This window comes from Thalassotalea sp. PLHSN55 (assembly GCF_052030545.1).
Taxonomy (GTDB): Bacteria; Pseudomonadota; Gammaproteobacteria; order Enterobacterales; family Alteromonadaceae; genus CANMXU01.
The window spans coordinates 61475-83839 of sequence record NZ_JBPDIH010000003.1 but is presented as its reverse complement, the minus strand read 5'-3'; the positions used below and the strand labels follow the sequence as shown (position 1 = coordinate 83839).

20 protein-coding genes are annotated in these 22365 nt (G+C 40.5%); 14 read left to right on the top strand and 6 right to left on the bottom strand.

Annotated features, from left to right (window positions below; translation table 11 throughout):
* The first annotated feature begins 241 nt into the window (after positions 1-241).
* The 5 genes from lexA to ACRRSQ_RS06265 all read left to right on the top strand — a co-directional run bounded on the left by lexA (position 242) and on the right by ACRRSQ_RS06265 (position 6062).
* The gene (lexA, locus tag ACRRSQ_RS06285) at positions 242-865 is read left to right on the top strand and encodes a transcriptional repressor LexA (RefSeq protein ID WP_440874858.1); all 624 of its coding nucleotides are present in this window, start codon (positions 242-244) and stop codon (positions 863-865) included.
* Positions 866-1418: 553 nt separating this feature from the next.
* Complete coding sequence (coxB, locus tag ACRRSQ_RS06280; RefSeq protein WP_440875307.1) at positions 1419-2957, top strand: cytochrome c oxidase subunit II; 1539 nt, start codon at positions 1419-1421, stop codon at positions 2955-2957.
* A gap of 12 nt (positions 2958-2969) precedes the next feature.
* Positions 2970-4577 (top strand): cytochrome c oxidase subunit I, encoded by a 1608-nt coding sequence (ctaD, locus tag ACRRSQ_RS06275; protein ID WP_440874857.1) that lies wholly within the window; start codon positions 2970-2972, stop codon positions 4575-4577.
* Positions 4578-4617: 40 nt separating this feature from the next.
* Positions 4618-5157, top strand: coding sequence for a cytochrome c oxidase assembly protein (locus ACRRSQ_RS06270; RefSeq protein WP_440875306.1), 540 nt, complete (start codon positions 4618-4620; stop codon positions 5155-5157).
* Positions 5158-5180: 23 nt separating this feature from the next.
* Entirely contained in the window at positions 5181-6062 is an 882-nt protein-coding gene (locus tag ACRRSQ_RS06265) for a cytochrome c oxidase subunit 3 (protein ID WP_440874856.1), read from the top strand.
* A 192-nt stretch (positions 6063-6254) separates the two neighbouring features.
* Here the strand turns inward: ACRRSQ_RS06265 and ACRRSQ_RS06260 are convergent, their stop codons facing one another.
* A complete protein-coding gene (locus ACRRSQ_RS06260) occupies positions 6255-6464 on the bottom strand; it encodes a DUF2909 domain-containing protein (protein ID WP_440874855.1) in 210 nt (69 codons plus the stop codon).
* Positions 6465-6512: 48 nt separating this feature from the next.
* On the opposite strand from ACRRSQ_RS06260, the gene ACRRSQ_RS06255 reads away from it, so the two are divergent.
* The 5 genes from ACRRSQ_RS06255 to ACRRSQ_RS06235 are packed head-to-tail and all read left to right on the top strand — an operon-like array spanning position 6513 to position 10566.
* Complete coding sequence (locus ACRRSQ_RS06255; RefSeq protein ID WP_440874854.1) at positions 6513-7349, top strand: SURF1 family protein; 837 nt, start codon at positions 6513-6515, stop codon at positions 7347-7349.
* Between the two features lie 19 nt (positions 7350-7368).
* Entirely contained in the window at positions 7369-7938 is a 570-nt protein-coding gene (locus ACRRSQ_RS06250) for a hypothetical protein (protein ID WP_440874853.1), read from the top strand.
* A gap of 10 nt (positions 7939-7948) precedes the next feature.
* Positions 7949-8959: a COX15/CtaA family protein gene (locus ACRRSQ_RS06245; protein ID WP_440874852.1), complete on the top strand. Its 1011-nt coding sequence runs from the start codon at positions 7949-7951 to the stop codon at positions 8957-8959.
* Between the two features lie 9 nt (positions 8960-8968).
* On the top strand, positions 8969-9883 hold the full coding sequence (gene cyoE / locus ACRRSQ_RS06240) for a heme o synthase (protein WP_440874851.1): 915 nt from the start codon (positions 8969-8971) through the stop codon (positions 9881-9883).
* 47 nt (positions 9884-9930) lie between these two features.
* Positions 9931-10566 carry an SCO family protein gene (locus tag ACRRSQ_RS06235; protein WP_440874850.1) on the top strand — a complete coding sequence of 212 codons (636 nt, stop codon included), beginning with the start codon at positions 9931-9933 and terminating at the stop codon, positions 10564-10566.
* A gap of 78 nt (positions 10567-10644) precedes the next feature.
* On the opposite strand, the gene ACRRSQ_RS06230 is transcribed toward ACRRSQ_RS06235, so the two are convergent.
* The 3 genes from ACRRSQ_RS06230 to ACRRSQ_RS06220 all read right to left on the bottom strand — a co-directional run bounded on the left by ACRRSQ_RS06230 (position 10645) and on the right by ACRRSQ_RS06220 (position 15857).
* Positions 10645-11694 (bottom strand): polysaccharide deacetylase family protein, encoded by a 1050-nt coding sequence (locus tag ACRRSQ_RS06230; RefSeq protein ID WP_440874849.1) that lies wholly within the window; start codon positions 11692-11694, stop codon positions 10645-10647.
* A gap of 235 nt (positions 11695-11929) precedes the next feature.
* Positions 11930-14089 carry a CBM96 family carbohydrate-binding protein gene (locus ACRRSQ_RS06225; protein ID WP_440874848.1) on the bottom strand — a complete coding sequence of 720 codons (2160 nt, stop codon included), beginning with the start codon at positions 14087-14089 and terminating at the stop codon, positions 11930-11932.
* A gap of 436 nt (positions 14090-14525) precedes the next feature.
* A complete protein-coding gene (locus ACRRSQ_RS06220; RefSeq protein ID WP_440874847.1) occupies positions 14526-15857 on the bottom strand; it encodes an MATE family efflux transporter in 1332 nt (443 codons plus the stop codon).
* Between the two features lie 200 nt (positions 15858-16057).
* On the opposite strand from ACRRSQ_RS06220, the gene ACRRSQ_RS06215 reads away from it, so the two are divergent.
* Entirely contained in the window at positions 16058-16480 is a 423-nt protein-coding gene (locus ACRRSQ_RS06215; RefSeq protein WP_440874846.1) for a GNAT family N-acetyltransferase, read from the top strand.
* Between the two features lie 405 nt (positions 16481-16885).
* Here ACRRSQ_RS06215 and nfuA read toward each other — a convergent pair whose 3' ends face one another.
* Complete coding sequence (gene nfuA / locus ACRRSQ_RS06210; RefSeq protein WP_440875305.1) at positions 16886-17464, bottom strand: Fe-S biogenesis protein NfuA; 579 nt, start codon at positions 17462-17464, stop codon at positions 16886-16888.
* Positions 17465-17730: 266 nt separating this feature from the next.
* Here nfuA and ACRRSQ_RS06205 point away from each other — a divergent pair, with 266 nt between their 5' ends.
* On the top strand, positions 17731-20289 hold the full coding sequence (locus ACRRSQ_RS06205) for a M14 family zinc carboxypeptidase (protein WP_440874845.1): 2559 nt from the start codon (positions 17731-17733) through the stop codon (positions 20287-20289).
* Between the two features lie 15 nt (positions 20290-20304).
* On the opposite strand, the gene ACRRSQ_RS06200 is transcribed toward ACRRSQ_RS06205, so the two are convergent.
* Entirely contained in the window at positions 20305-21078 is a 774-nt protein-coding gene (locus ACRRSQ_RS06200; protein WP_440874844.1) for a ComF family protein, read from the bottom strand.
* 54 nt (positions 21079-21132) lie between these two features.
* Between ACRRSQ_RS06200 and bioH the strand changes: the two genes are divergently transcribed.
* Both bioH and ACRRSQ_RS06190 read left to right on the top strand, forming a co-directional pair.
* Entirely contained in the window at positions 21133-21921 is a 789-nt protein-coding gene (gene bioH / locus ACRRSQ_RS06195; RefSeq protein ID WP_440874843.1) for a pimeloyl-ACP methyl ester esterase BioH, read from the top strand.
* Between the two features lie 142 nt (positions 21922-22063).
* The gene (locus ACRRSQ_RS06190) at positions 22064-22357 is read left to right on the top strand and encodes a hypothetical protein (protein ID WP_440874842.1); all 294 of its coding nucleotides are present in this window, start codon (positions 22064-22066) and stop codon (positions 22355-22357) included.
* Positions 22358-22365 lie beyond the last annotated feature (8 nt).

Sequence of the window (22365 nt, the reverse complement as noted above, 5' to 3'; positions counted from 1 at the left end):
TGATGTTACTAATGAGAAAAAATACGAAAGCTCTCTATAGCTTACTGTTTGAAACTAAAGAGGTTAGTTAGTTTGGTGTCGTTACAAAATAAAAGTCATGTCTTTCATTTATAAAAGGTGTATTAGTTAAAAACAGCGCCAATAGTTGTGTAAAATTTCGTTTTACACAATGTTAAGCTTGCCTTTATTAAAAGGCTGTATACAATAACAGGTATACTGTTCATATTTACAGGCAAATATAATGACTGAGCTTAAACCATTAACCCCCCGTCAACAGCAGATTTTTGATCTAATAAAAGAAAAAATATCAGCTACAGGTATGCCGCCAACTCGTGCAGAAATAGCTGATTTTTTTGGTTTTAAGTCAGCTAATGCTGCGGAAGAACACTTAAAAGCGTTAGCCAAAAAAGGTTATATTGAAATGTTGCCTGGCACGTCACGTGGGATTCGCCTAGCTGAAGAATTCATTGAAGAAGAGGGGTTGCCACTTATCGGCAGAGTCGCTGCTGGTGAACCAATATTGGCGCAAGAGCATGTTGAAGAAAATTATAAAATTGATGGTAACTTATTTCGTCCTTCAGCAGACTATTTACTTCGGGTAAATGGTGAAAGTATGAAGGATATCGGTATTTTGGATGGTGACCTGTTAGCGGTTCATCAAACCAGTGATGTGCAAAACGGGCAAGTTATTGTGGCAAGAGTTGAAGATGACGTTACCGTGAAGCGATTCAAGCGTGAAGGTAATGTTGTTTATTTACACGCCGAAAATGAAGATTTCTCTCCAATTGTTGTTGATCTAGCGAGCCAAAGTTTCAATGTTGAAGGGATCGCCGTTGGGGTTATTCGCTCTGCCGATTGGATGTAAACATATCTAAATTTTATTATTTCAGCTTTAACTAAGATATTTTTCCTCAACTTAAATGATAAGCCTAGAAAAACAGAGTCTTAAATACGACATAATTTATGTCGTATTTTTTGTTTTTGTCTCCGCCAATACTCTCGTTATTTTCAATAAATTGTTGTTTATTTAATCAGCTCAACACTAGAGCCCTCTTCGCCTGAAGCAAATTTTTTGTGATTTTTATCACGAATATATATGTCCGTTTTTATTCGTTCCTAGAGTAGATACTCTATTGATATCACAGGTTTTTTTGTTGATCTATGTCATAAAAAAACTAGACCTTGAATAAAATTTAAGTAATTCTAGTACAGCAAATAGACAAAATGATAATAAGAAAATAGAAGAAAGCGTGGTGTAAATGCGTGGTTTCTACCTTACGTTGGAAATAATAATAAGAAAACCAAACAGAACCAATATAAGTAATTAAGTTGTTTGCTTCAAAACGTTCTGTTTTGCTTTTACAAGCAGAAGGAGATGTTGAGTGAAGAGATGTAACCAGGTTTGGTTGCTACTAGGAATGTTATTTTCTAGTTCAGCTTGGGCCGACATGCAGTTAAATTTAACAAAGGGCGCAACAGATATTAGCAGGGAGGTTTATGACCTGCATATGATGGTGATGTACATTTGTACTGCTATTGGTCTTGTTGTATTTGGCGCAATGTTTTGGTCGATGATTTTTCATCGAAAATCTAAAGGGGTAAAACCAGCCACTTTTCATGAAAGTACTAAGGTCGAGATCCTCTGGACCGCAATTCCGATTGTCATCTTAATTGCCATGGCAGTGCCTGCCACGAGTACATTAATTGAGATGGAAAATAATGACGATTCAGATGTTACTATTCAAATTACTGGCTCGCAGTGGAAATGGCACTATAAGTACTTTGACCAAGATATAGAATTCTATTCAGTGCTTTCAACCCCTAGAGAGCAATACGAAAATCAAGTAAGTGATAACGCTGAAAAGGGCGAGCACTACTTACTTGAAGTTGATAAACCTCTTGTTATTCCTGTTAATAAAAAAGTTCGATTCTTAATTACCTCAGACGATGTTATTCACTCTTGGTGGGTGCCAGCTTTTGCGGTTAAGCAAGATGCTAATCCAGGCTTTATTAATGAGGCTTGGACCAAAGTTGATGAACCCGGTATTTATCGCGGCCAATGTGCAGAGCTTTGTGGTAAAGATCATGGCTTTATGCCGGTAGTTGTCGACGTGCGATCTGAAGCCGATTATGAAAAATGGCTAGTTGAGCAACGCGACATAGCTGCACAGGCTTTAGCAGCTGAGCAGCAATCGTTAAATGCATCCTTGTCTATGGATGAATTAATGAGCTTAGGTGAAACCACTTATATGGCACATTGTGCTGCATGTCATCAGCCCACTGGTTTAGGTGTTCCTCCAGCATTTCCTGCACTAAAAGGCAGCGCAATTGCCACCGGCGATATCCAAGCTCATATTGATATTGTCGTCAACGGCCGTGCTGGCACTGGAATGCAAGGCTATGGTAAACAACTTAGCTTAAAAGAACTTGCTGCCGTTGTTACTTACGAGCGAAATGCTTGGGGCAACGATACCGGAGATATGGTGCAAGCTGCTGATGTTAAGGGACTTCCTGCTGATGATTCTTCAACTCCTGCGGGCAAAGTTGAACAAATAAAATCAGCGGCAATGGATGTTGTTGATGATGTCGCCACACAAGTAGCGGAAAGCGCACCGGCGGTTGAAGATCTAACAAAAACTTACACCCTTGATGAAATGATGGCTATGGGCGAGCAAGTTTACACCGCCAGCTGTAGCGCTTGTCACCAAGCAAGTGGCGCGGGCATTCCTCCTGCATTTCCATCACTTATCGGTAGTGCAATCGTTACCGGTGATATTAATGCCCACCTTGATATGGTGATTAATGGCAGTGCGAAAAATCCTGCTATGGCTGCATTTGGTGGTCAATTAACTAAAACTCAAATTGCAGCAGTTGTGACTTACGAGCGTAATGCTTGGGGTAATAACACCGGTGATTTAATACAAGCTGCCGACGTTGATGCGGCAAGTGCGAAATAGGGAGTAACTATAATGACAACAGACGTTCTTAACGATACGACTAATGATCATGATTCGCATGACGAGCATCACGATGATCATAAAATGACCGGTTTAAAACGCTGGCTATATACCACCAACCATAAAGACATTGGTACTTTGTATCTGTGGTTTTCTTTCATCATGTTATTAACGGGTGGCGCCTTAGCTATGGTGATCCGCGCTGAATTATTTCAGCCGGGTTTGCAAATAGTTGAACCAGACTTTTTTAACCAGTTAACCACAGTCCACGGCTTGATTATGGTATTTGGCGCGATAATGCCGGCATTTACTGGCTTAGCAAACTGGATGTTACCTATGATGATAGGGGCGCCAGATATGGCGTTACCTCGATTAAATAACTGGAGCTTTTGGATATTACCATTCGCTTTTTCTATTTTAATCGGCTCTTTCTTTATGGAGTCAGGCGCGCCTAATTTTGGCTGGACTTTCTACGCGCCGCTATCAACCACTTATTCAAATGGTAGTACGGCATTTTTTGTATTTGCTGTGCATATTATGGGTATTTCATCGATTATGGGCGCGATTAATATCGTGGTTACCATCATGAATATGCGTGCACCAGGCATGACCTACATGAAAATGCCATTGTTTGTTTGGACATTTTTCATTACTGCCTACTTGTTAATAGCGGTGATGCCCGTCTTGGCAGGGGTAGTCACTATGTTATTAACCGATACCTATTTTGGTACCAGCTTTTTTAACGCTGCTGGCGGTGGTGATCCTGTCTTGTTCCAACATATTTTTTGGTTCTTTGGCCACCCTGAAGTTTACATCATGATTTTGCCTGCCTTTGGTATCGTCTCAACTACGATTCCGGCATTTTCACGTAAAAAACTGTTTGGCTATAGCTCAATGGTTTACGCAACTTCGTCTATTGCCTTGTTGTCGTTTATTGTTTGGGCGCATCACATGTTTACCACCGGCATGCCGTTATTTGGTGAGTTATTCTTTATGTACTGCACCATGTTGATAGCGGTACCAACAGGTGTAAAAGTCTTTAACTGGGTTGCCACTATGTGGCGTGGCGCGATGACCTTTGAAACGCCGATGTTATTTTCAATTGCTTTTGTGATTTTATTTACCATTGGCGGTTTCTCTGGCTTGATGCTCGCGATGACGCCGGTAGATTTTCAATATCATGATACTTACTTTGTGGTTGCTCACTTTCATTACGTACTTGTTACTGGCTCATTGTTTTCTATCTATGCAGCGAGTTATTACTGGTTACCTAAATGGACAGGGCATATGTACAGCGAAACCTTAAGTCGCTGGCATTTTTGGTGTTCATTAATTTCGGTGAACTTACTGTTTTTCCCAATGCACTTCTTAGGACTAGCAGGTATGCCACGTCGTATTCCTGATTATGCGTTGCAATTTGCCGACTTTAATAAGTGGGTCAGTATTGGTGGTTTTGCCTTTGGTTTATCTCAGCTTATTTTCTTGGCTGTGGTGATCAAATGTATTCGTGGTGGTGAAAAAGCACCAGCAAAACCTTGGGATGGTGCTGAAGGGCTAGAGTGGACGGTTGCGAGTCCTGCGCCTTATCACACCTTTAGTACACCACCAAAAATTGATTAGGTAGAGCATCTTTATGAATAAAGACACCGAACAACCAGCCATGAACAATGCGCAGGCAGAAAATAAAAAAGTGATCAAAAAATTGGTCGTTATTGTGTTTGCTATGTTTGGTTTTGGCTTTGCGTTAGTGCCTTTATACGATGTTTTTTGTGATATCACCGGATTGAACGGGAAAACCAATACCACAGCGGCGCAAATATCTGCTGATGGTATTGATACTTCTCGTACCGTCACTGTGCAGTTTATTACTCGAACGGCTAAAGGTATTCCTTGGCAGTTTGAGCCAATAATAAATGAAATGAAAGTTCATCCGGGTGAAACAAAGTTTGTTAAGTTTTACGCTAAAAATAAAGCCACTTATGACATTGTCGGGCAAGCCGTGCCGTCGGTGTCTCCGGGAATTGCTGCTAATTACTTTCAAAAAATTGAATGTTTTTGTTTTACTCAGCAACCATTAAAAGCCAGTGAAGACGTAGAAATGGGCTTGCAGTTTTATGTAGATATTGAGCTGCCGCCCGAGGTAAGTACTCTGACTTTGTCGTATACCTTGTACGATATTACCGAACAAGTGGCTAGTTAGCGCCTAGAGAAAAGGGAACAACAATGACAACAAAAAAGTATGAAACGTATTATGTACCCGCACAAAGCCATTGGCCAATTGTTGGCGCAATAGCCTTATTTTTAATTGCTATTGGTGCGGGCAGCTATGTCTCTAATTTAAATAGCGAAGAAGGTGGTGGTGGTTATATTTTATTAGCTGGCATCGCGTTAGTGATTTACATGATGTATGGCTGGTTTAGCAATGTGATAAACGAGTCGATGTCGGGAAAATATTCACACCAATTAGATAACTCGTTTCGACAAGGTATGAGTTGGTTTATCTTTTCAGAAGTGATGTTTTTCGCGGCATTTTTTGGCGCATTATTTTACGCAAGAACATTTGCAGTACCTTGGTTAGACGGTGCCGGTAATAATGCTATGACAGGCGAAGTGCTTTGGCCTGAATTTACTGCGCAGTGGCCGCTGCTAAAAACACCTGACGGCACCACTACAACCGCTATGGGGTGGTACGGTTTACCCCTGATAAACACTATTTTGTTATTAACCTCTTCAATTACCGCTCACTTTGCACATATCGCTTTAGAGAAAAATAAACGGCCTCAGCTTAAACTTTGGCTGGGTATTACCGTGTTATTAGGTTTAGTGTTTTTGTACTTTCAAGTGCAAGAGTATGCACACGGATATTCTGAAGAAATGCAGCTGTATTTAACCAGTGGGATTTATGGCAATACCTTTTATTTGCTGACCGGTTTTCATGGCATGCACGTAACGCTTGGTACCATCATGTTAATTGTGATGTTTTTCCGCGTATTAAAAGGGCACTTTACTCCAGATAATCATTTTGCCTTCCAAGCTGCGAGTTGGTATTGGCATTTTGTTGATGTGGTGTGGGTTATATTGTTTGTCTTCGTCTACATATTGTAGGTGACTGGCTAATTCATTTAATTTCTGCGGCGAAGGTACTCATTGACTATCGTCAACTCCGTGCCTTCTTCTTGAACTAAAACGAATTTACTGCGTCACTTGGCTAGAAGCTAGAAGCTAGAAGCTAGAAGCTAGAAGTTTTAAGCTAACAAATTGAAACTTTTAGCTTGGAACTTGACGCTAACGAAGTGATTAATAAGGGCGAGGGTTTGGGGTAATTAAGCCGGTCATTAAGCCAATAAGTAATAACAATACAATGGCGACTGAAAACATTAATCGGCGGTCAATAAATTTAGACATAGACACTTGGTTATCGCCTTTTTTATTCATGATAACCATAGCTTTGAATAAGTTATAAACCATAAATGCTAGTAGGCAGATGATGACGGCTTTAAATATCATTTGTTGCTCCTGTACTTTGTTGTAATTGTTGTAAGGGAACTTTTATCCGTGCCAATAGTTAAGTCATCAGCACAACCATTGTGGCAAAGTCGAATAAATCTAGCAAATATTCGTTTGCCATGGCTCATTGTAACTTTAGTAGTTTTTGCTGGGCTGATAAAACTCGGTATGTGGCAATCAGCTAGGGCGGTTGAAAAAGAGCAACGACTAGCACGTATTACGCAATTTAGTGGTCAGCAAGCTTTGCCGCTACTGGATATGTTAGCAATGCAGAACTATCAGCCAGAGCAGGAATTAACAGAAAAGTTTGTCGAACAGTTTAATGACTTTCCTGTGTCACTTGCAGGTAACTTTGATCCAAACGTGCTGTTCCTATTAGACAATCAGGTTAACAATGGTGAGCTCGGTTACCGCGTATTGCAACTGGTCACGGTTGAGCAATATGCCGTCATCGTTAATTTAGGTTGGGTAAAGGGCTCGATTGATCGACAAAAATTACCCGATGTAGTGCCAATTACTGGGCAGCATCAATTAAGTGGTCATGTGCGCTATATTGAATCAGGCATTATGTTAATGGCGCAAGATTTTACTAAGCAAGTGTGGCCAATGCGTATTCAGCAAATAGAGCTAGATAAAATGGCATTATTGGTTGAAAAATCACTGTTGCCCTTTGTGATATACCTTGATGACAACACCAATGTAGGATATTTGAAAGAATGGCAACCGATTGTTATGCCACCAGAAAAACACAGAGGTTATGCATTTCAATGGTTTAGTTTAGCCACTGCGTGGTTGTTGTTAATGCTCTGGGCCAGCGGTGTGGTTAACTTTCGTGGCAATAAACTTGAAAAACTAATGAATAATTCTACCGAAAAAATACAATAAAAAATGTTGAGGTCGTAGTATGAATACGCTTGATAAAGCCAAACAAAAAAAATCTCGTCGTACATTAATTTTAGTCTTGCTCACCTTTGGCTTGCCAATTATTTTGGCAAAATTAGCGCTTGAGCAAAACTGGTTAGATTATGGTGTGACTAACCAAGGCACGTTAATGAATGAAGAGATAACATTAACCGAGCTCGGTTTAGAAGCTGTGCCTTTTCCTCAGCAATGGCTTATTTTGTATGCATTGCCTTCTTCATGCCAACTTCATTGTCAGCAAACATTAGAAAGTGTTCACAACTCTTATGTGGCATTAGGTCGAGAAATGCCACGAGTAACACCGGTTGCGCTAGTACAAAATCAACTCTCGGTTGAACAAAACCAACGAATTGAGCAAAGCCAATGGCAACTGCTATCGATGCCAAGTGTGGCGAAACAAAAAATTAATCAAGGCTCAGTTTTTGTGGTTGACCCTTTAGGCAATATTATTTTGCAGCATGTGCCGCCAACACAAGAAAACGACTTACCCGCATTCGGTAAGCAAATTTTGGCTGATATGAAAAAGCTGCTTAAATATTCAAGAGTAGGTTAGAGGGGCGCTGATGATGGAAAGTAGTAAAGTCATTCATGTGCGCCGCCTTGTACTGGTGAGCATCTTGCTCGCTACTTTAGTGGTTGGCCTTGGCGCTTATACTCGGCTCACCCATGCAGGATTAGGGTGCCCTGATTGGCCAGGTTGTTATGGCATGTTAGATGTGCCACAAACGCAAGAGCAAATAGCCAAAGCTGAGCAGAATTTTCCTGGCCAAGTTGTCGAGCCAGAAAAAGCGTGGAATGAAATGATTCACCGCTACTTTGCCGGCTCGCTAGGCTTACTGATTTTAGCTATTGCGATAATTTCAATAAGGCTTCGAAGTCAGGGAATACCAATTTTTCTGCCCTTGGCGATTCTTGCTTTGGTGACTTTTCAAGCGGCACTTGGTATGTGGACCGTCACCTTAAAATTAATGCCTGTTGTGGTGATGGGGCATTTATTAGGTGGTTTCTCCACCTTATGTTTATTATTTTTATTGTATCTACGGCTTAAGCCTTATCGTTTGCCAACGTCAGACTGGCAAGTGAAGAAATACAGCAAGTTTGCGGTTATTGGCATTGTTATTTTGTTTGCACAAACTGCCTTAGGGGGCTGGACTTCATCAAACTATGCGGCGTTAACTTGCACCGAACTTCCGATTTGTCAGGCAGGTTGGCAAGAGCAACTGAGCTTTGACAACAGCTTTGACCTTATTCCTCCCGAACGAGACAGTTATGAGTTTGGTCATTTAAATCACAATGAGCGCTTAACCATTCATGTTATGCATCGCTTAGGAGCAATTGTCACCGCGTTATATTTAGGTTGGTTGGCGTTGGTGATATTTACCCGCTCTCAAACTCGATTTTTTCGCACCAGCGCAGGTGTTTTAGGGGCGTTGTTAGTTGTGCAGGTGTCTTTGGGCATTTCAAATATTTGGTTTTCACTGCCACTTAGTATTGCGGTTAGTCACAACCTAGTTGCCGCTTGTTTAATGATGGCATTAATTGCTTTAACGTATAGTTTAAAGCGTAAAATTTAAGGAGCAAAGATGAAACAATTATCCGTGTTAACGCAGAGCCCTTCATCATCGCTGTTTGTAAATTGGCGTGCTTATTATGAAATTACAAAACCAAAAGTTGTTGCTTTGTTAGTACTTACTGCCTTGGTAGGTATGAGTTTATCTGTGCCAGGGGCTATTCCTTGGCAGCTGTTAATACCGGCCATGTTAGGTATCGCATTGCTGTCGGCTGCGGCCGCTGCGGTCAACCATATTGTTGATGAGAAAATTGACGCCATTATGGGGCGCACGCATAATCGGCCTCTGCCGAACGGAAAACTTACTGCGCAAAAAGCGATTATATTTGCGTTTGTATTAGCAATTAGTGGTTTTGTTATCTTGTATGCGTTGGTTAACCCATTAACGGCTTGGTTAACCTTTGCTGGTTTAGTGGGTTATAGCGTGGTGTATACCATGTATTTGAAACGAGCAACGCCGCAAAATATCACTATTGGTGGCTTAGCTGGCGCCATTCCTCCTTTATTAGGTTGGACGGCGATGACTAATGAAATTCATGCCAATGCGTTATTGTTAGTTTTACTTATTTTTACTTGGACACCTCCGCACTTTTGGGCCTTAGCGATCCATCGAAAAAATGACTACGCCAAAGTAAATATTCCGATGTTGCCGGTAACGCACGGTATCGAATTTACCAAAACACAAATTCTACTTTATACGGTGTTATTATTTATTGTCGGCTTATTACCTTACCTAGTAGGCATGAGTAACTGGTTGTACTTAATTGGCGCGGTCATTTTAAATGTGATTTTTTTCTGCTATGCGTGGAAATTAAAATTTAATGCCGATGAGAATACCGCAATGGATACCTTTAAATTTTCAATTGTGCACTTGATGGCGCTGTTCATAGTATTGTTGGCTGATCATTATTTATTGCCGATGAGCTAAAACAGTTAAGCCTTAAAAAAGAAACAGTAAAAGGAAATCAAAACGTAATGAATAAATGGCTGTATATTATTGTTGGTGTTGTCTCGTTATCCATAGGTTGGCTAGTGTTCTATAAATACACGCAAATAGCAGCACCTGAACACGCTTTGTATTACCAACAGCCACGTGACATAAAGTCATTTACCTTAACAGACCATCAAGGTGACGTATTCAATAATAGCCGTTTACAAGGGAAGTGGTCTTGGGTGTTTTTTGGTTATACCTCATGTCCCGATGTCTGCCCAACCACCTTGCAAGAGCTTAATTTTATTTACGATGAGCTACAAGCTATTGATCCTAACAATCAGGTACTCTTGGTTTCTGTTGATCCAAAACGGGACAGCCAAGATAAGTTAAATCAGTATATTGGCTATTTTAATTCGGCTTTTGTTGCACTGCGCGGTGAGCACAGTACCTTGTTTCCTTTTGCGCGAAACTTAGGATTGATGTATGCGATTGTTGATGAAGAAACAGCACAAACGAGCAGCTATCTAGTTGATCACAGCGCGTCTATTGTATTGATTAACCCTGAAGGGGAAATTGCCGCGATATTTAAACCTAAATTTATTGTTGGTCAGCCACCAGCCATCAATGGCAACGATCTGGTCAGTGATTTTGAAAAAATAGTCAAACTTAATGGCTAAGACTTGTCGCTTTTAACTTACCGCTTTGAGCTTTTAACTTGTTTTTCAGCTTTTAGCTAAAACCTTTCAGCTAATCACTTATAGCGGATACCAACTGCCATCTTCTTTTAAAACAAACCAAGGTTTTGAATACCAATAGTAACGACCCGGTTTATTAATGCTAGGTGCGGTGCAATTTGATCTAACACGGCCTGTAGGTAAGGGCTTAGAAAAGGTCATGCTAAAGCTTTCATCACCTTGCCATTTAATTTTTTGACGTCCTAACCCAGATATATAACAATTTAGTTGCGATTTATAGAAATCGTCAACAACAAGGTCAATGGTAACGCTAGTTGCTTCTTTGTGGTTAAACAATGTTTTTGCTGCGTACTCATCTAACGAAATATCAAAAGGCAGCGCGTTTAACTTATCACGCAAGCTTGAAATTTTATCGTATGGCATAGACGCAGGAAAACGAGGAATACTGGTTAAATCGGTGTTCAAGCCAACGGCACCCGATTGTTGTGAGAAAGCGATAAAGTCATTATCACGCACCCATTGCTGGATCTCAGGGGTATATTCTCCATAAGGATAAGCAAAGTAGCGCCAACTTTGTCCGGTTTTTTCTTCGATCATTTTTTCTGCGGCGTTTAACAGTTCACCTTGTTTTTCTAACCACTGCTGCTGAGGCATATTGTCTGGAATTCTAGCCAGTGAGTCGTGTTCAAAGCCGTGATTGGCAATAATCACACCTTCATCTGCCATGGTTTTTAATTGTTGCCAAGTAAGGTTGCTGCTTGAATTTCGCTCGATAACGCCCGGGTTAACAAATATGGTAAATGGATAATTAAATTTATCGAGCAAAGGTTTAGCATTGGTTAAAATATCGATGTAAGCATCGTCGAAGGTTATAACAACGGTTTTATCTGTCAGTGGCGTTTGTTGTTTAACTTTATCAATGACAGACGATAAAGGCACAACAGTAAATTGATTATCTTTTAGAAATTGCAGGTGCGCTTCAAATTGCGTTGGGGTGATACTGGTGCTCTTGGGCGTTGTATCACTGACATGATGGTATTGTAAAATAACCGCAGCACTGGCGCTAAAATGAGCAAATAAAATAACAATAGCGAGCAAGCACTTGTTCATGAAATAACCCTCGTAATTTTTGAACAGTAAAAATAACGCGAATTAAGACATAATTATAGTGTTATCTTGTTTTTAAGTGGTCCTTTTTGCTACAAATCAATGTTCAGAAAACAATCCAAGAGAAGTTAGCTTTAAAATAACTGAAGTTGCGGACAGAAAAAGAGCCGCAAAGTCGACCTTTACAGCTCTTTTGAGTGAATGAAAATGTACTTTTAGCAATGAGTTATTGAGCTAATTAGTTGATAACTAACATCGGAGCAAAACTTGTTTCTCTTGATGCGAGTTTGAGTAAGGTACTACTGGTTGCACTTAGCACTAAGCTGATCTCGTTCGTTGTTCGTTGCTTAACAAAGTCAGTAATATCAACTTCAAGCCAGCCTTGGCTCAGGTTATTGATTGAGGAAATTTGTTGGTTAATGCCTGGTTGATTTTGCCAGTTAAGGCTACTCTCTTGCCATGAGCCTGCTTGCGCTGCTGAAATAAGCAAAGTGGTATCAGGCGAGTTGATTTCTGATTGCAAGTAAACTTTTAATGTTGCTTTGTTCACGTTGGCGATTTCATCATCAAGAATAAAGTCAACATAGGCTAAGTTATCTTCACCTGCTTTTTCTTTTAAACGTAAGTTGGTGATCAGGCCTTTATTTTCCGTTGGTTTATTTTCAACTACCGAAGCGTCTTGGCTGGGTATATAAGTTAATTCTAGGGCGGTGCTAAATTGCCAAACATTACCGATGACTTCACCTTGGGCGCTGATATTGTCAACTCGCCAAACATAATGGCGATTATTTTCTAACGTATCGACGGTGCATTCTGGTGTGGTTGTGGTGCACACTAACTGTAGGTTATTTTCACTGTCACCTAAATACACTTGGTATGACTGCGACTGTAAACCGTGTTGCCAAGAAAGCGTTTGTTGGGTGCTAACACCTTGGGCGCCATCTAATGGTTGCGGCGTATGGGCTGGAGTCGCGTCTAATTGTTCCAGCAATACTTGATACAGGCTTTTGCCTTGGTAAGGGCCATTGGCGCTGGTAAAAGTTGACTCTAATTGCCACCAGTCGGCGTTGTGAACGGGCCAAACAAAGGTAAATCCGTAGATATCTTGTTGCTGACCAATTTCAACAAAAAGATCTGCTTGTTCATCGGAAGGTAGTTGTGAAAACTCTTCAGCGGGACTATTAAAGTCTAAATATAAAATAAGATCTTTAATAGACTCATTTAAGGCTAGGGCTTTATGCGCAGCAATTTTAGGGAGGAACGTAGTTGGATCAACACCAAAGGCACCTGTGGTAACAATATCATAGCTGTTAGGGTTGCCGCCGATATAGTTGGTGGCGACTTCTATGCCCATGCTGTCTAAACGGATCAGTAACTGATTAATTTCTTCATCGTCATAGTTACTGCTAAACGCGCCCCAATTATCGATACTCATTTTACGAATAGGTTTATCTAAAGGTAAATGGTATAAGTTATCAACAACGGCCCAAAAGGTATTGTCGGGGTATTCAGTGCTCCAGGCATTGCTTTTTTTATAATAATCTAAGCTGACTCTGGGGGTAAAAATACAATCGCAAAGCTCAGTTACGGTATTTAGAAATTCACCTATGCTCATTTCTGGCTCACCTTCATCAACCGGCACTGAACCTGTTAAGTCAAATGGCCCTGAAATAAACCTTTCTAATTCAGTTGGTTGTGTTTCGGCAATAATTTTGAAAACATCTTGCGCGGTTTTTCCTTCCATACCCCAAAAATTCCCCAGCAATTTGTCATAACCGGGATTTTGCAATGGCCTTAAGCGAATAAAGTTACCTTTAGGGGCATGAGATTCCGGCGCGCTTAACGAGATATCTAGGGCTGCTAGTTTAAATTGCTCATCGTTATTGGCATTGTGTAATTTAACTTGCAGCAATTCATTGGCTAACAGTTTGGCATGGATTTCACCTGAGCTAACTTCGGTGATGGCCTGCCAACCTTGATCGGCAATGTTAAAGTCAACTTGCGTGGCATTGTTGAGGTTTTCAAGATAAATAGCGTTAACGTAAACATCTTGATCAAAACTAATGTTTAAGACTTCTTCACCATTAATATCGCCTTTGTTATTGCCATCAATGCTAATACCGCTGACTTTATTAAGCATCAGGCTTTTAGCATTTTCAGAATCCGTAAATAAATTAATGGTAACGTCTTGTTGCTCGACATTAATAAGGTAGCTGCTTAATAACGGGTCCGTGATTTTTTTGTAGCTACCCGTATTAGCAATTTGCCATTGCGGATCGGCTCCTGAGTTTGTTGGGTCGCCACTTTTACCTAAAGCAAAGTGAATGGGGGCTGCTTGCACAACAAAAGAGAATGTTGTGATAGCCGCCAAAGCGAGTTTTTTAGCGTTTAAATACATGTATTACCTATTAGGGTTAGTATCTTTTTCGAAATATTTAAGGCGATCGGCAAAAATAATTGTCAATCAAGGCACTAAAATAACAGTCAAAATAGCCTGTGAAATTAAGTGCTTTATAAATGATTTCTAAGAGATAGATGTGTATTGAAAACGGTGTAGGCTGTAGATGATAAAAGTGAAAAACCATGCAGAACAGTGCTTTGCAAGGTGATTTGTATAGCAGGTAATGTATACGTAAGTTGTTTTATATCCATAGATTGCACCATCAAATGTTAAATCATTTATAAGCGCTTATTTCGGTGAGTTGAAATAAGCGCTTACGTGCAACGACAAACTTAATTGCCCGTTGCAAGATGCCAAGGTTAGTAATTAACCTCTTCGTGAAGAGACTCTAGTAAATAGGCAGGCGAGTCAATTATATCTACAGACTAGTTTGTTACAGCTTTGTAATGCGTTGACGATGATAAAGGTAATGCCCGGTTAAGCTTAAGCCGCGCATAAGCATGAAAATAGTAAAGGCAAACCACAAACCGTTGTTGCCAGAATCAAAGGTTAATGCTATGACGATAAAAAATATTAGCCCTGAAAAAAGCATGCTATCGCGCATCGCTTTTGCTTGGGTTAAACCAATATAAACGCCATCTAATAAAAACGATAACCAGGCAATTAGGCAGATGGCGATCATCCACGGCATGAAATACCAAGCGGTGTTTAATACCTCAGGTAAGTCAGTTAATACCTTTATCCACGCATCGCCAAAAAAATACAAACACAGCGCAAAACTTATACCCACTAAGGCACTCCAAACACCAGAAACGATAACAACATGATGGATGTTGTTACTTGATGAGCCAGCGCCTGCATTCGCGCGTTTATTTTCACCAAAAGCTTGGCCGACTAAAGACTCTGCCGCGTAAGCAAAACCGTCAAGTGCGTAGGCTGAAAAGATAAACAAATTAAGTAAAATAGCATTAGCTGCTAAATACACATCGCCAAGCTGCGCGCCTCTGACCGTCATGTAAGCAAGGCAAACTTGTAAAACTAACGAGCGAATAAAAATGTTTTGATTAAGCACTAGTAACTTTTTAAAGGTTTGTTTGCACCATGTACTTTGTTGACTAATGAGCTGTAGTAACTCTTTTCTAAGCACCCAAATCAGCAATGTTAAACCGCAATAATCGGCAATAACAGACGCGCTTGCCGCGCCTTGCACGCCCCAATCAAGACCAATTACAAACCACAGATCTAAAACAATATTGATGCTGTTAATGACAAATAATTGCACCACTACCCATTTAACGCGCTGGCTGGCAATGAAGTAGCCTAAAAACACTAAATTCAGTAACGCCGCTGGGCTTGAATAAATGCGAATGGCAAAATATTGTTGTCCGTAAAATTGCACTTGTTCACTGCCACCCACGAGATAAAAGGCGAGGGTTTGTATCGGCCATTGAAATAGCAAAAGCAATACAGCTAAGGTGCCTGCCAGCGCTAAAGAGTGTTTAAGATAGTGCCAAGCTTGCTCGCTGTTTTGCTCTCCTAAGGCTTGCGATATCACCCCCGTGGTTGCCATGCGCAAGGTACCGGCGAGCCAGAAAATCATCGCGATGATCATTGAACCCACAGCAATGCCACCTAAATAATAAGCATGTTCTAAATGGCCAATCACGGCAGTATCAACCAAGCCTAATAAAGGCGTGGTGATATTTGAAAATATCATTGGCAGCGCAAGCGACAATAAAGTTTTTTGTGTTTTTTTCCAGTGCAAAGCAATACCTAAATGTGAAAACTAATAATTAGCCAGGCTATTCTAACGCAATGCTCACCATTAACTGCAGATAAATTATTGAATATGGGCGCTTATCTAAGCGTTTTTATTGTAACTAAGACTGAACTTGTCTTGTGAGCGACCACGAGTTGTTTTATGCTGATAACAGGTTATTTTATTTCATCTGTAAAGGTATTCAAATGCAAGTTCAATTGGCTAACAAGCGCACTTCATTACGCGGTATTGCCGAGGTTTTACAACAACTGCGTCCGCAATTTTCACTTAGTCACATTGAAAAACAAATTAAAAAGCAAATGCAAAATGATTATCAAATCGCCTACATCGAAAAAGAAGGCCAGATACTCTGTGTTGCAGGCTTTGTTGTTGGTGAAAAGCTCGCATGGGGCAAACATGTTTATGTTGACGATTTTGTCTCAAATGAAGAGCATCGCTCATACGGCGCGGGTCGCACTATGATGAAGTGGCTAAGAGCTTACGCGCAAGAACAAGGTTGCCAACAAATGCATTTAGACTCAGGTGTACAGCGTTATATGGCGCATAAATTTTATTTGCGTGAAGGTTTTATTATTGCTAGCCATCACTTTTCAATTAGTCCGCTGTAAAAGCTACAAGCGGGAAGTTACAAGCTAGAAGCTAGAAGCTAAAAGTGGGAAGTTACAAGCTAGAAGTTACAAGCTACAAGCGATAAGCTAGAAGTTAAACTCTTAAAGCTTGCAGCGAGCCTCTTGTAACTAGTATCTTGAATCTGTCTCGGGTCATTTGTGGCGATTAAAAATATGATAAAGCCGATTGGCAAACAAACCGATATAACTCCAAGCCGCCACTAAAGAGCCCACACTTAGAAAAACTATACCCAGCACTTGCCATAGGTGGTGCTGGTAATATCCTAAAAAGATAAATAAAATACCAATAACAAAAAGGCCAATTCCCTGTATAAACCGCTTCATGCTAAGTTTAGGGTCTTGGCCTAGTTTTTCTAATATATGGTTCACTGACAGTTGAAACTATTAGTAGTAAGAGTGCTCACCACGTTCGTGTTCAGTCATATCTTTAACACCTTTAATTTCACCGCCCATAATTTCAAGCAGCTGCTTTTCAATGCCTTCTTTTACGGTTAAATCTATTTGGCTACAGCCGTTACAGCCACCACCAAATTGCAATACTGCGTAACCGTCTTCGGTAATTTCCATTAAGGTACATTCACCGCCATGGCCAGCCAGTTGTGGATTCACTTCTGCTTGAATGAAATAATGAACACGTTCAAATAAAGGCGCGTCTTCGGCAACTTTACGTAGTTTGGCGTTAGGTGCTTTTAAGGTAAGTTGAGAACCCATTTGGTCGGTAACAAAGTCAACTTCCGCTTCTTCTAAAAACGGCTTGCTAGCTTCGTCAACGTAGGCAAGAAAACCATTATATTCGAGTTTCATGTCTTCTGGTTCTACTGCATCTTGTGGACAATAAGATACGCCACACTCGGCATTTGCAGTGCCAGGGTTAACAACAAATATGCGAATACTTGTGCCTTCTGCTTGTTGGGAAAGCAGCTTTACAAAATGGGCTTGTGCCGACTCGGAAATATTGATCATAGTGTCTGTATACTCTTCAATGCAGTTGTTAATTGTAGGTTGACCACCTAATACCCGACTAATTGAGTCAAGTATGGCTATTTTACGCTGCAAAATGCCAAGACGCCAGTATTAGATTGATATAACTGTACTTAAATTAATATGCTAAAGTAGCTAAGTTGTTCAGTGTCATCATTAATTATGATTTTTCAGCTGATTTATTTAATCGAATTTTTAGAAAGCTTGCCTAATAAGCACATCGGTTTTCTAAGTTTAAGGAAAAAAGCATGACGTATAGTCGTTTTATTTTGGGCTGTTTATTAGTGCTAATGGCTGCAACTGTTGCGGTTGCTGCGCCAGTACATAGTTACTTGCCTGAAGGGGAGCTATATAACTCACAAGTGGTTGCGCCAGAAAAAGTACTCGGTTTTGAAATTGGAGACCGGCATGTTCGCCATGACCAACTAGTGTCGTATTTTCAGCAATTAGCGAGCAGCTCTTCACGCGTTAAACTTACTCAAATTGGCCGAACCAATGAATTGCGTAGCCAACTATTAGTGACAATTTCTGCTGAGCAAAACTTAGCGAACTTGGATGAATTGTTAGCAAAACGTTCATTTTTAAATACTAATAAGGCAAAAAAATCAGCCGACGAGCCGCTCGTTATTTGGTTAGGTTACAGTGTACATGGTGATGAAATTAGTGGTGCTAATGCCGCTATGGTGGTTGCTTATTATTTAGGGGCAAGCAACAGCGAGTCGATTAAGCAATTATTAGATAATACCATTCTTGTACTTGAACCTAGCATGAACCCAGACGGTATGGACCGGTTTGTTAATTGGGTCAATACTCATCGCAACAGTACTATTAATACCAATCCTGATCATATCGAACATCACCAACCCTGGCGCACGGGTCGCACCAATCATTTTGGTTTTGACTTAAATCGTGACTGGCTATTACTTACGCAACAAGAAACGATTAATCGCCTACCTTATTTCTATCAGTATCAACCGAATATTCTAGGTGACTTTCATGAAATGGGATCGCATAGCAGTTACTTTTTCCAACCGGGTATTCCGACACGAAACAACCCACTAACGCCAAAAGCGAATATTGAGTTAACCACAGCGCTTGCTAAGTATCATGCGACAGCACTTGACCAACAACAGCAATTGTATTTTAGTCAAGAAAGCTTTGATGATTTTTATTATGGCAAAGGGTCAACCTACCCAGATATTAGTGGCGGCATTGGCATTTTATTTGAACAAGCTAGTAGCCGAGGCATGGTGCAAAAAACGGCGAATGGTGATTTAACTTTTGCTCAAGGTATTCAAAACCACGTTACCACGTCTTTATCTACCATTCATGGTGCATGGCAAAACCGTGACTCACTAAAAAATTATCGAAATGACTTTTATCAAAGTGTTGAAGGTTTAGTCGATGATGAAAATTATCATGGCTATTTAATTCAGGCCAACCAAGACAGTTACCGCGTTAATGAACTATTAGCCAAATTGACTCAGCATAAAATTGATGTTTTTGCTTTAGCATCGGATTATCGCGCTGATGGTGTTTTATATCCAAAAGGCCGCAGTTTTTATGTGCCGTTAAATCAGCCGCAATATCGTATTATTAAAACCTTGTTTGCCCAGCCAACACAGTTTAACGACAACAGCTTTTATGATGTTTCCGGCTGGACAATGTCGCTAGCCTTGGACTTAAACGTTAAAGAAATAAAGCGCAGTCGTAGTTTAAAACTGGCACAACAAACATGGCAAGCTAGCGCAGCGAAAACCGAACAACTTGCCAGCGATGCATACGCTTATGCATTTGAATGGCACCATTATTTAGCGCCTAAATTATTGCAACAACTGTTAAGCCAAGGGGTGAAAGCGAAAGTCACCACCAAAGCGTTTTCAGCCAAGGTTGTACAAGGCAGCCAGAAATTTGGAACAGGCAGTATCGTTATTCCTTCAGGTATTGAACAGCCAGCTAATTGGCAAAGTATATTAACCAGTGCTGCGCAAAATATTGGCATTGAATTATTTGCTATTTCCTCTGGCTTATCGGTTGAAGGGGTGGATTTGGGCAGTGGTTCAATTAAGCCATTAAAACCGATTGAAGTATTGCTTGTTGGCGGCAAAGGCATTTCACAATATGAAACGGCAGAAGTCCTTTTTTACCTTGATAAACAATTAGGCATTCCCGTTACTGTAGTTGAAAAACAACGTTTAAATAAAATTGAGTTAAGCCGTTATAGTCATATGATCATGGTTGATGGTAGTTACGCTGATTTCTCTGATGCAATGACTGCCAAAATAGAGCTGTGGATAAAACATGGCGGTACTTTAGTTGCGCAAAAACGTGCAGCAAAATGGTCAAGTGAAAAGGGCTTATTAAATGCGAATTTTGTTAGCAAGAAGCAAATTAACCAAATGTTTGATACCTCAGACTTGCCGTATCAAGACAAAGCGAACCTTGCCAGTCGTAAACGTATCAGCGGCGCCATTTATCAAACCCAATTAGATACCAGCCACCCACTGGCTTACGGTTTCACAGATCAGAATTTACCTATGTTTAGAAACAGTAATTTAATTATGGACTTGCCATCGACGCCGTTTATTACCGTTGCTCAATACAGTAAATCACCGTTGCTTAGTGGTTATACCGATAAAAACTTAGTCAATCGTATTGCTAATAACGCCGCTGTTATTGCGCATAATGTTGGCAAAGGTCGAGTGATCGCAACCACAGAGAATCTCACCTTTAGGGGTTACTGGCAAGGTACGGCAAAGCTACTCGCGAATAGCTTGTTTTTCTCGCATGTTTTTAGTGCTTATTAGTGCTTGAATGTGTACTTAACTATTATCGATAAGCGAAATACATAAGGTCACTAAGGTGACCTTTTTTACACCGTGTTTTTTTAGCAGTCGTGATAATTCATTAGCGGTTGCGCCAGTGGTGACTACGTCGTCGACTAACAGTATATGCTCAGGTAATTTTTTACGCTTGCTAGTGAGCGTAAAGGCATTTTTGAGATTTTTGCGACGTTCAACCCCCGATTTGCCGACTTGGCTGTTCGTCGCTTTTTCTCGAACAATGAAATTAGGTAGATAAGATATCTGGCTGAGTTTGGCAAAATGCTCAGCTAATAAATGCGCATGGTTATAGCCGCGAGTTTGCCAGCGGTTAATATGCATCGGCACAGCGATAACTGCATCGGGCCGTTCAAGTGCATATTGGCTGTGTAAAGCGAGCCAATGCTTGCTAAGTAGTTGTGCTAGCATGGTGGTTAATTCAAACCGACCTTGATATTTACATTGGCTGATCCATTTTGAAAACGGCCACTGATACGAAGATAATGAAATTAGTTGGTCAAATTGATAAGGGGTAAGTGCTTTATCAATCGCGGGCCAATTTAATAAATCACCTTGAATGACTTGTTGATTAAAATAGGGCAGGTCTTGTTCGCAATACTGACAAAGCATACTGATTGATGAACAAGACTGGCGACACAATTCGCAGCTTGAAAGCGCTATTTTAAATTGTTTTGCGCCATCACTTATAAGGTTTGTTTTTGCGCGCTTAAAAAAAGAAAACAAAGGGAAATTAATGATCTTGCCAAATTCCATTCTCAGCAACCTTTGGGTAAAATACCCGTCCAATTTATTGAATCCAGATTAATAATGGCAGAAACACTGAATATTGCGAGTTACGGGCAAGGGATCCCATTAGTTTTTATACACGGTTGGGGTTTAAACTCTGGCATTTGGCAAGAATTAATCGAGCCTTTGTCACAGAACTTTCAAGTGATCACTGTTGATTTGCCAGGCTTTGGTAATAACGTAGAACATGAACTAAGCAACTACAGTTTAGATAATGTCGTTAATGCTATCGCAGAATCGGTTGCCAAGCCTGCAGTGTATATTGGTTGGTCGTTAGGTGGATTAGTTGCGACACGTTTAGCTAGCCTTTATCCTAAAAAAGCATTGGCGTTAATTACCATCGCGAGTTCTCCTTGTTTTCTTGAAAAAGACAATTGGCCGGGCATTAAAGCGAATATATTGGCAGGTTTTCATCGTATGCTGTCAGAAGATACTCAAAAAACGATTGATAACTTCCTGAAAATTCAAGCTATGGGTAGTGAACATATTCGCCAAGACATCAAGCGAATTCGCGCGTTGATTATGACCTTGCCTCTGCCAAACAAAACAACCTTAGATGATTCTTTGGCACTGCTAGAAACTGTTGACTTAAGAGCTGAGCTTGAACCATTGTCGTTACCTATGTTGCGCCTATATGGCAAACTTGACAGCTTAGTACCCAAAATTGTTACCCAGTTAGTGAGTGAGCTGCAACCGAGCAGTCAACAGCATATTTTTGAGAAAGCCTCGCATGCGCCATTTATTTCTCATCAACAAGAATTTCTTGAGGTATTAAGTACTTGGCTTGCAAAACAACATTTTGATGGTTAACGGCTTTATTCACCTAGCAAGGTAAAACCGACAAACATTTACTTTTACGCTGTTTTGTTTAATAATTAGACAATATGTGTGTACAGTTTTTTGATGAAAATAGCTAGTTTTCACTGCACTCACTTTCGTTAAGGTGGTCGTTATGGATATTCAATCAGCATTTTCTTCTGGCGTACAAGGTTTTCAAAAAGCGACAGAAGATGCCAATCAAGCGGCAGCGGGCATTGCCCGAGAAACATCGGGTGCCGACAACATTACCCAAACACAAGCCGTACCTCAAACGGCTGAAAATCAAGCCTTACCTGCAGAACAGTTACCGTCGTTAAATCAAGAAATTGTTAATTTAAAAGTTGCACAGCACCAAGCTGAAGCGTCGGCCCAAGTGATAAAGTCAGCAGATGAGAGCTTAGGTACTTTAATTGACGTAACGGCATAAGTTTTTCC

Bases quoted from the DNA above. Each gene is read 5' to 3' on its own strand.
- lexA (WP_440874858.1), top strand. From the start codon at position 242: ATGACTGAGCTTAAACCATTAACCCCCCGTCAACAGCAGATTTTTGAT.
- coxB (WP_440875307.1), top strand. From the start codon at position 1,419: ATGTTATTTTCTAGTTCAGCTTGGGCCGACATGCAGTTAAATTTAACA.
- ctaD (WP_440874857.1), top strand. From the start codon at position 2,970: ATGACAACAGACGTTCTTAACGATACGACTAATGATCATGATTCGCAT.
- ACRRSQ_RS06270 (WP_440875306.1), top strand. From the start codon at position 4,618: ATGAACAATGCGCAGGCAGAAAATAAAAAAGTGATCAAAAAATTGGTC.
- ACRRSQ_RS06265 (WP_440874856.1), top strand. From the start codon at position 5,181: ATGACAACAAAAAAGTATGAAACGTATTATGTACCCGCACAAAGCCAT.
- ACRRSQ_RS06260 (WP_440874855.1), bottom strand. From the start codon at position 6,464: ATGATATTTAAAGCCGTCATCATCTGCCTACTAGCATTTATGGTTTAT.
- ACRRSQ_RS06250 (WP_440874853.1), top strand. From the start codon at position 7,369: ATGAATACGCTTGATAAAGCCAAACAAAAAAAATCTCGTCGTACATTA.
- ACRRSQ_RS06245 (WP_440874852.1), top strand. From the start codon at position 7,949: ATGATGGAAAGTAGTAAAGTCATTCATGTGCGCCGCCTTGTACTGGTG.
- cyoE (WP_440874851.1), top strand. From the start codon at position 8,969: ATGAAACAATTATCCGTGTTAACGCAGAGCCCTTCATCATCGCTGTTT.
- ACRRSQ_RS06235 (WP_440874850.1), top strand. From the start codon at position 9,931: ATGAATAAATGGCTGTATATTATTGTTGGTGTTGTCTCGTTATCCATA.
- ACRRSQ_RS06230 (WP_440874849.1), bottom strand. From the start codon at position 11,694: ATGAACAAGTGCTTGCTCGCTATTGTTATTTTATTTGCTCATTTTAGC.
- ACRRSQ_RS06225 (WP_440874848.1), bottom strand. From the start codon at position 14,089: ATGTATTTAAACGCTAAAAAACTCGCTTTGGCGGCTATCACAACATTC.
- ACRRSQ_RS06215 (WP_440874846.1), top strand. From the start codon at position 16,058: ATGCAAGTTCAATTGGCTAACAAGCGCACTTCATTACGCGGTATTGCC.
- nfuA (WP_440875305.1), bottom strand. From the start codon at position 17,464: ATGATCAATATTTCCGAGTCGGCACAAGCCCATTTTGTAAAGCTGCTT.
- ACRRSQ_RS06205 (WP_440874845.1), top strand. From the start codon at position 17,731: ATGACGTATAGTCGTTTTATTTTGGGCTGTTTATTAGTGCTAATGGCT.
- ACRRSQ_RS06200 (WP_440874844.1), bottom strand. From the start codon at position 21,078: ATGGAATTTGGCAAGATCATTAATTTCCCTTTGTTTTCTTTTTTTAAG.
- bioH (WP_440874843.1), top strand. From the start codon at position 21,133: ATGGCAGAAACACTGAATATTGCGAGTTACGGGCAAGGGATCCCATTA.
- ACRRSQ_RS06190 (WP_440874842.1), top strand. From the start codon at position 22,064: ATGGATATTCAATCAGCATTTTCTTCTGGCGTACAAGGTTTTCAAAAA.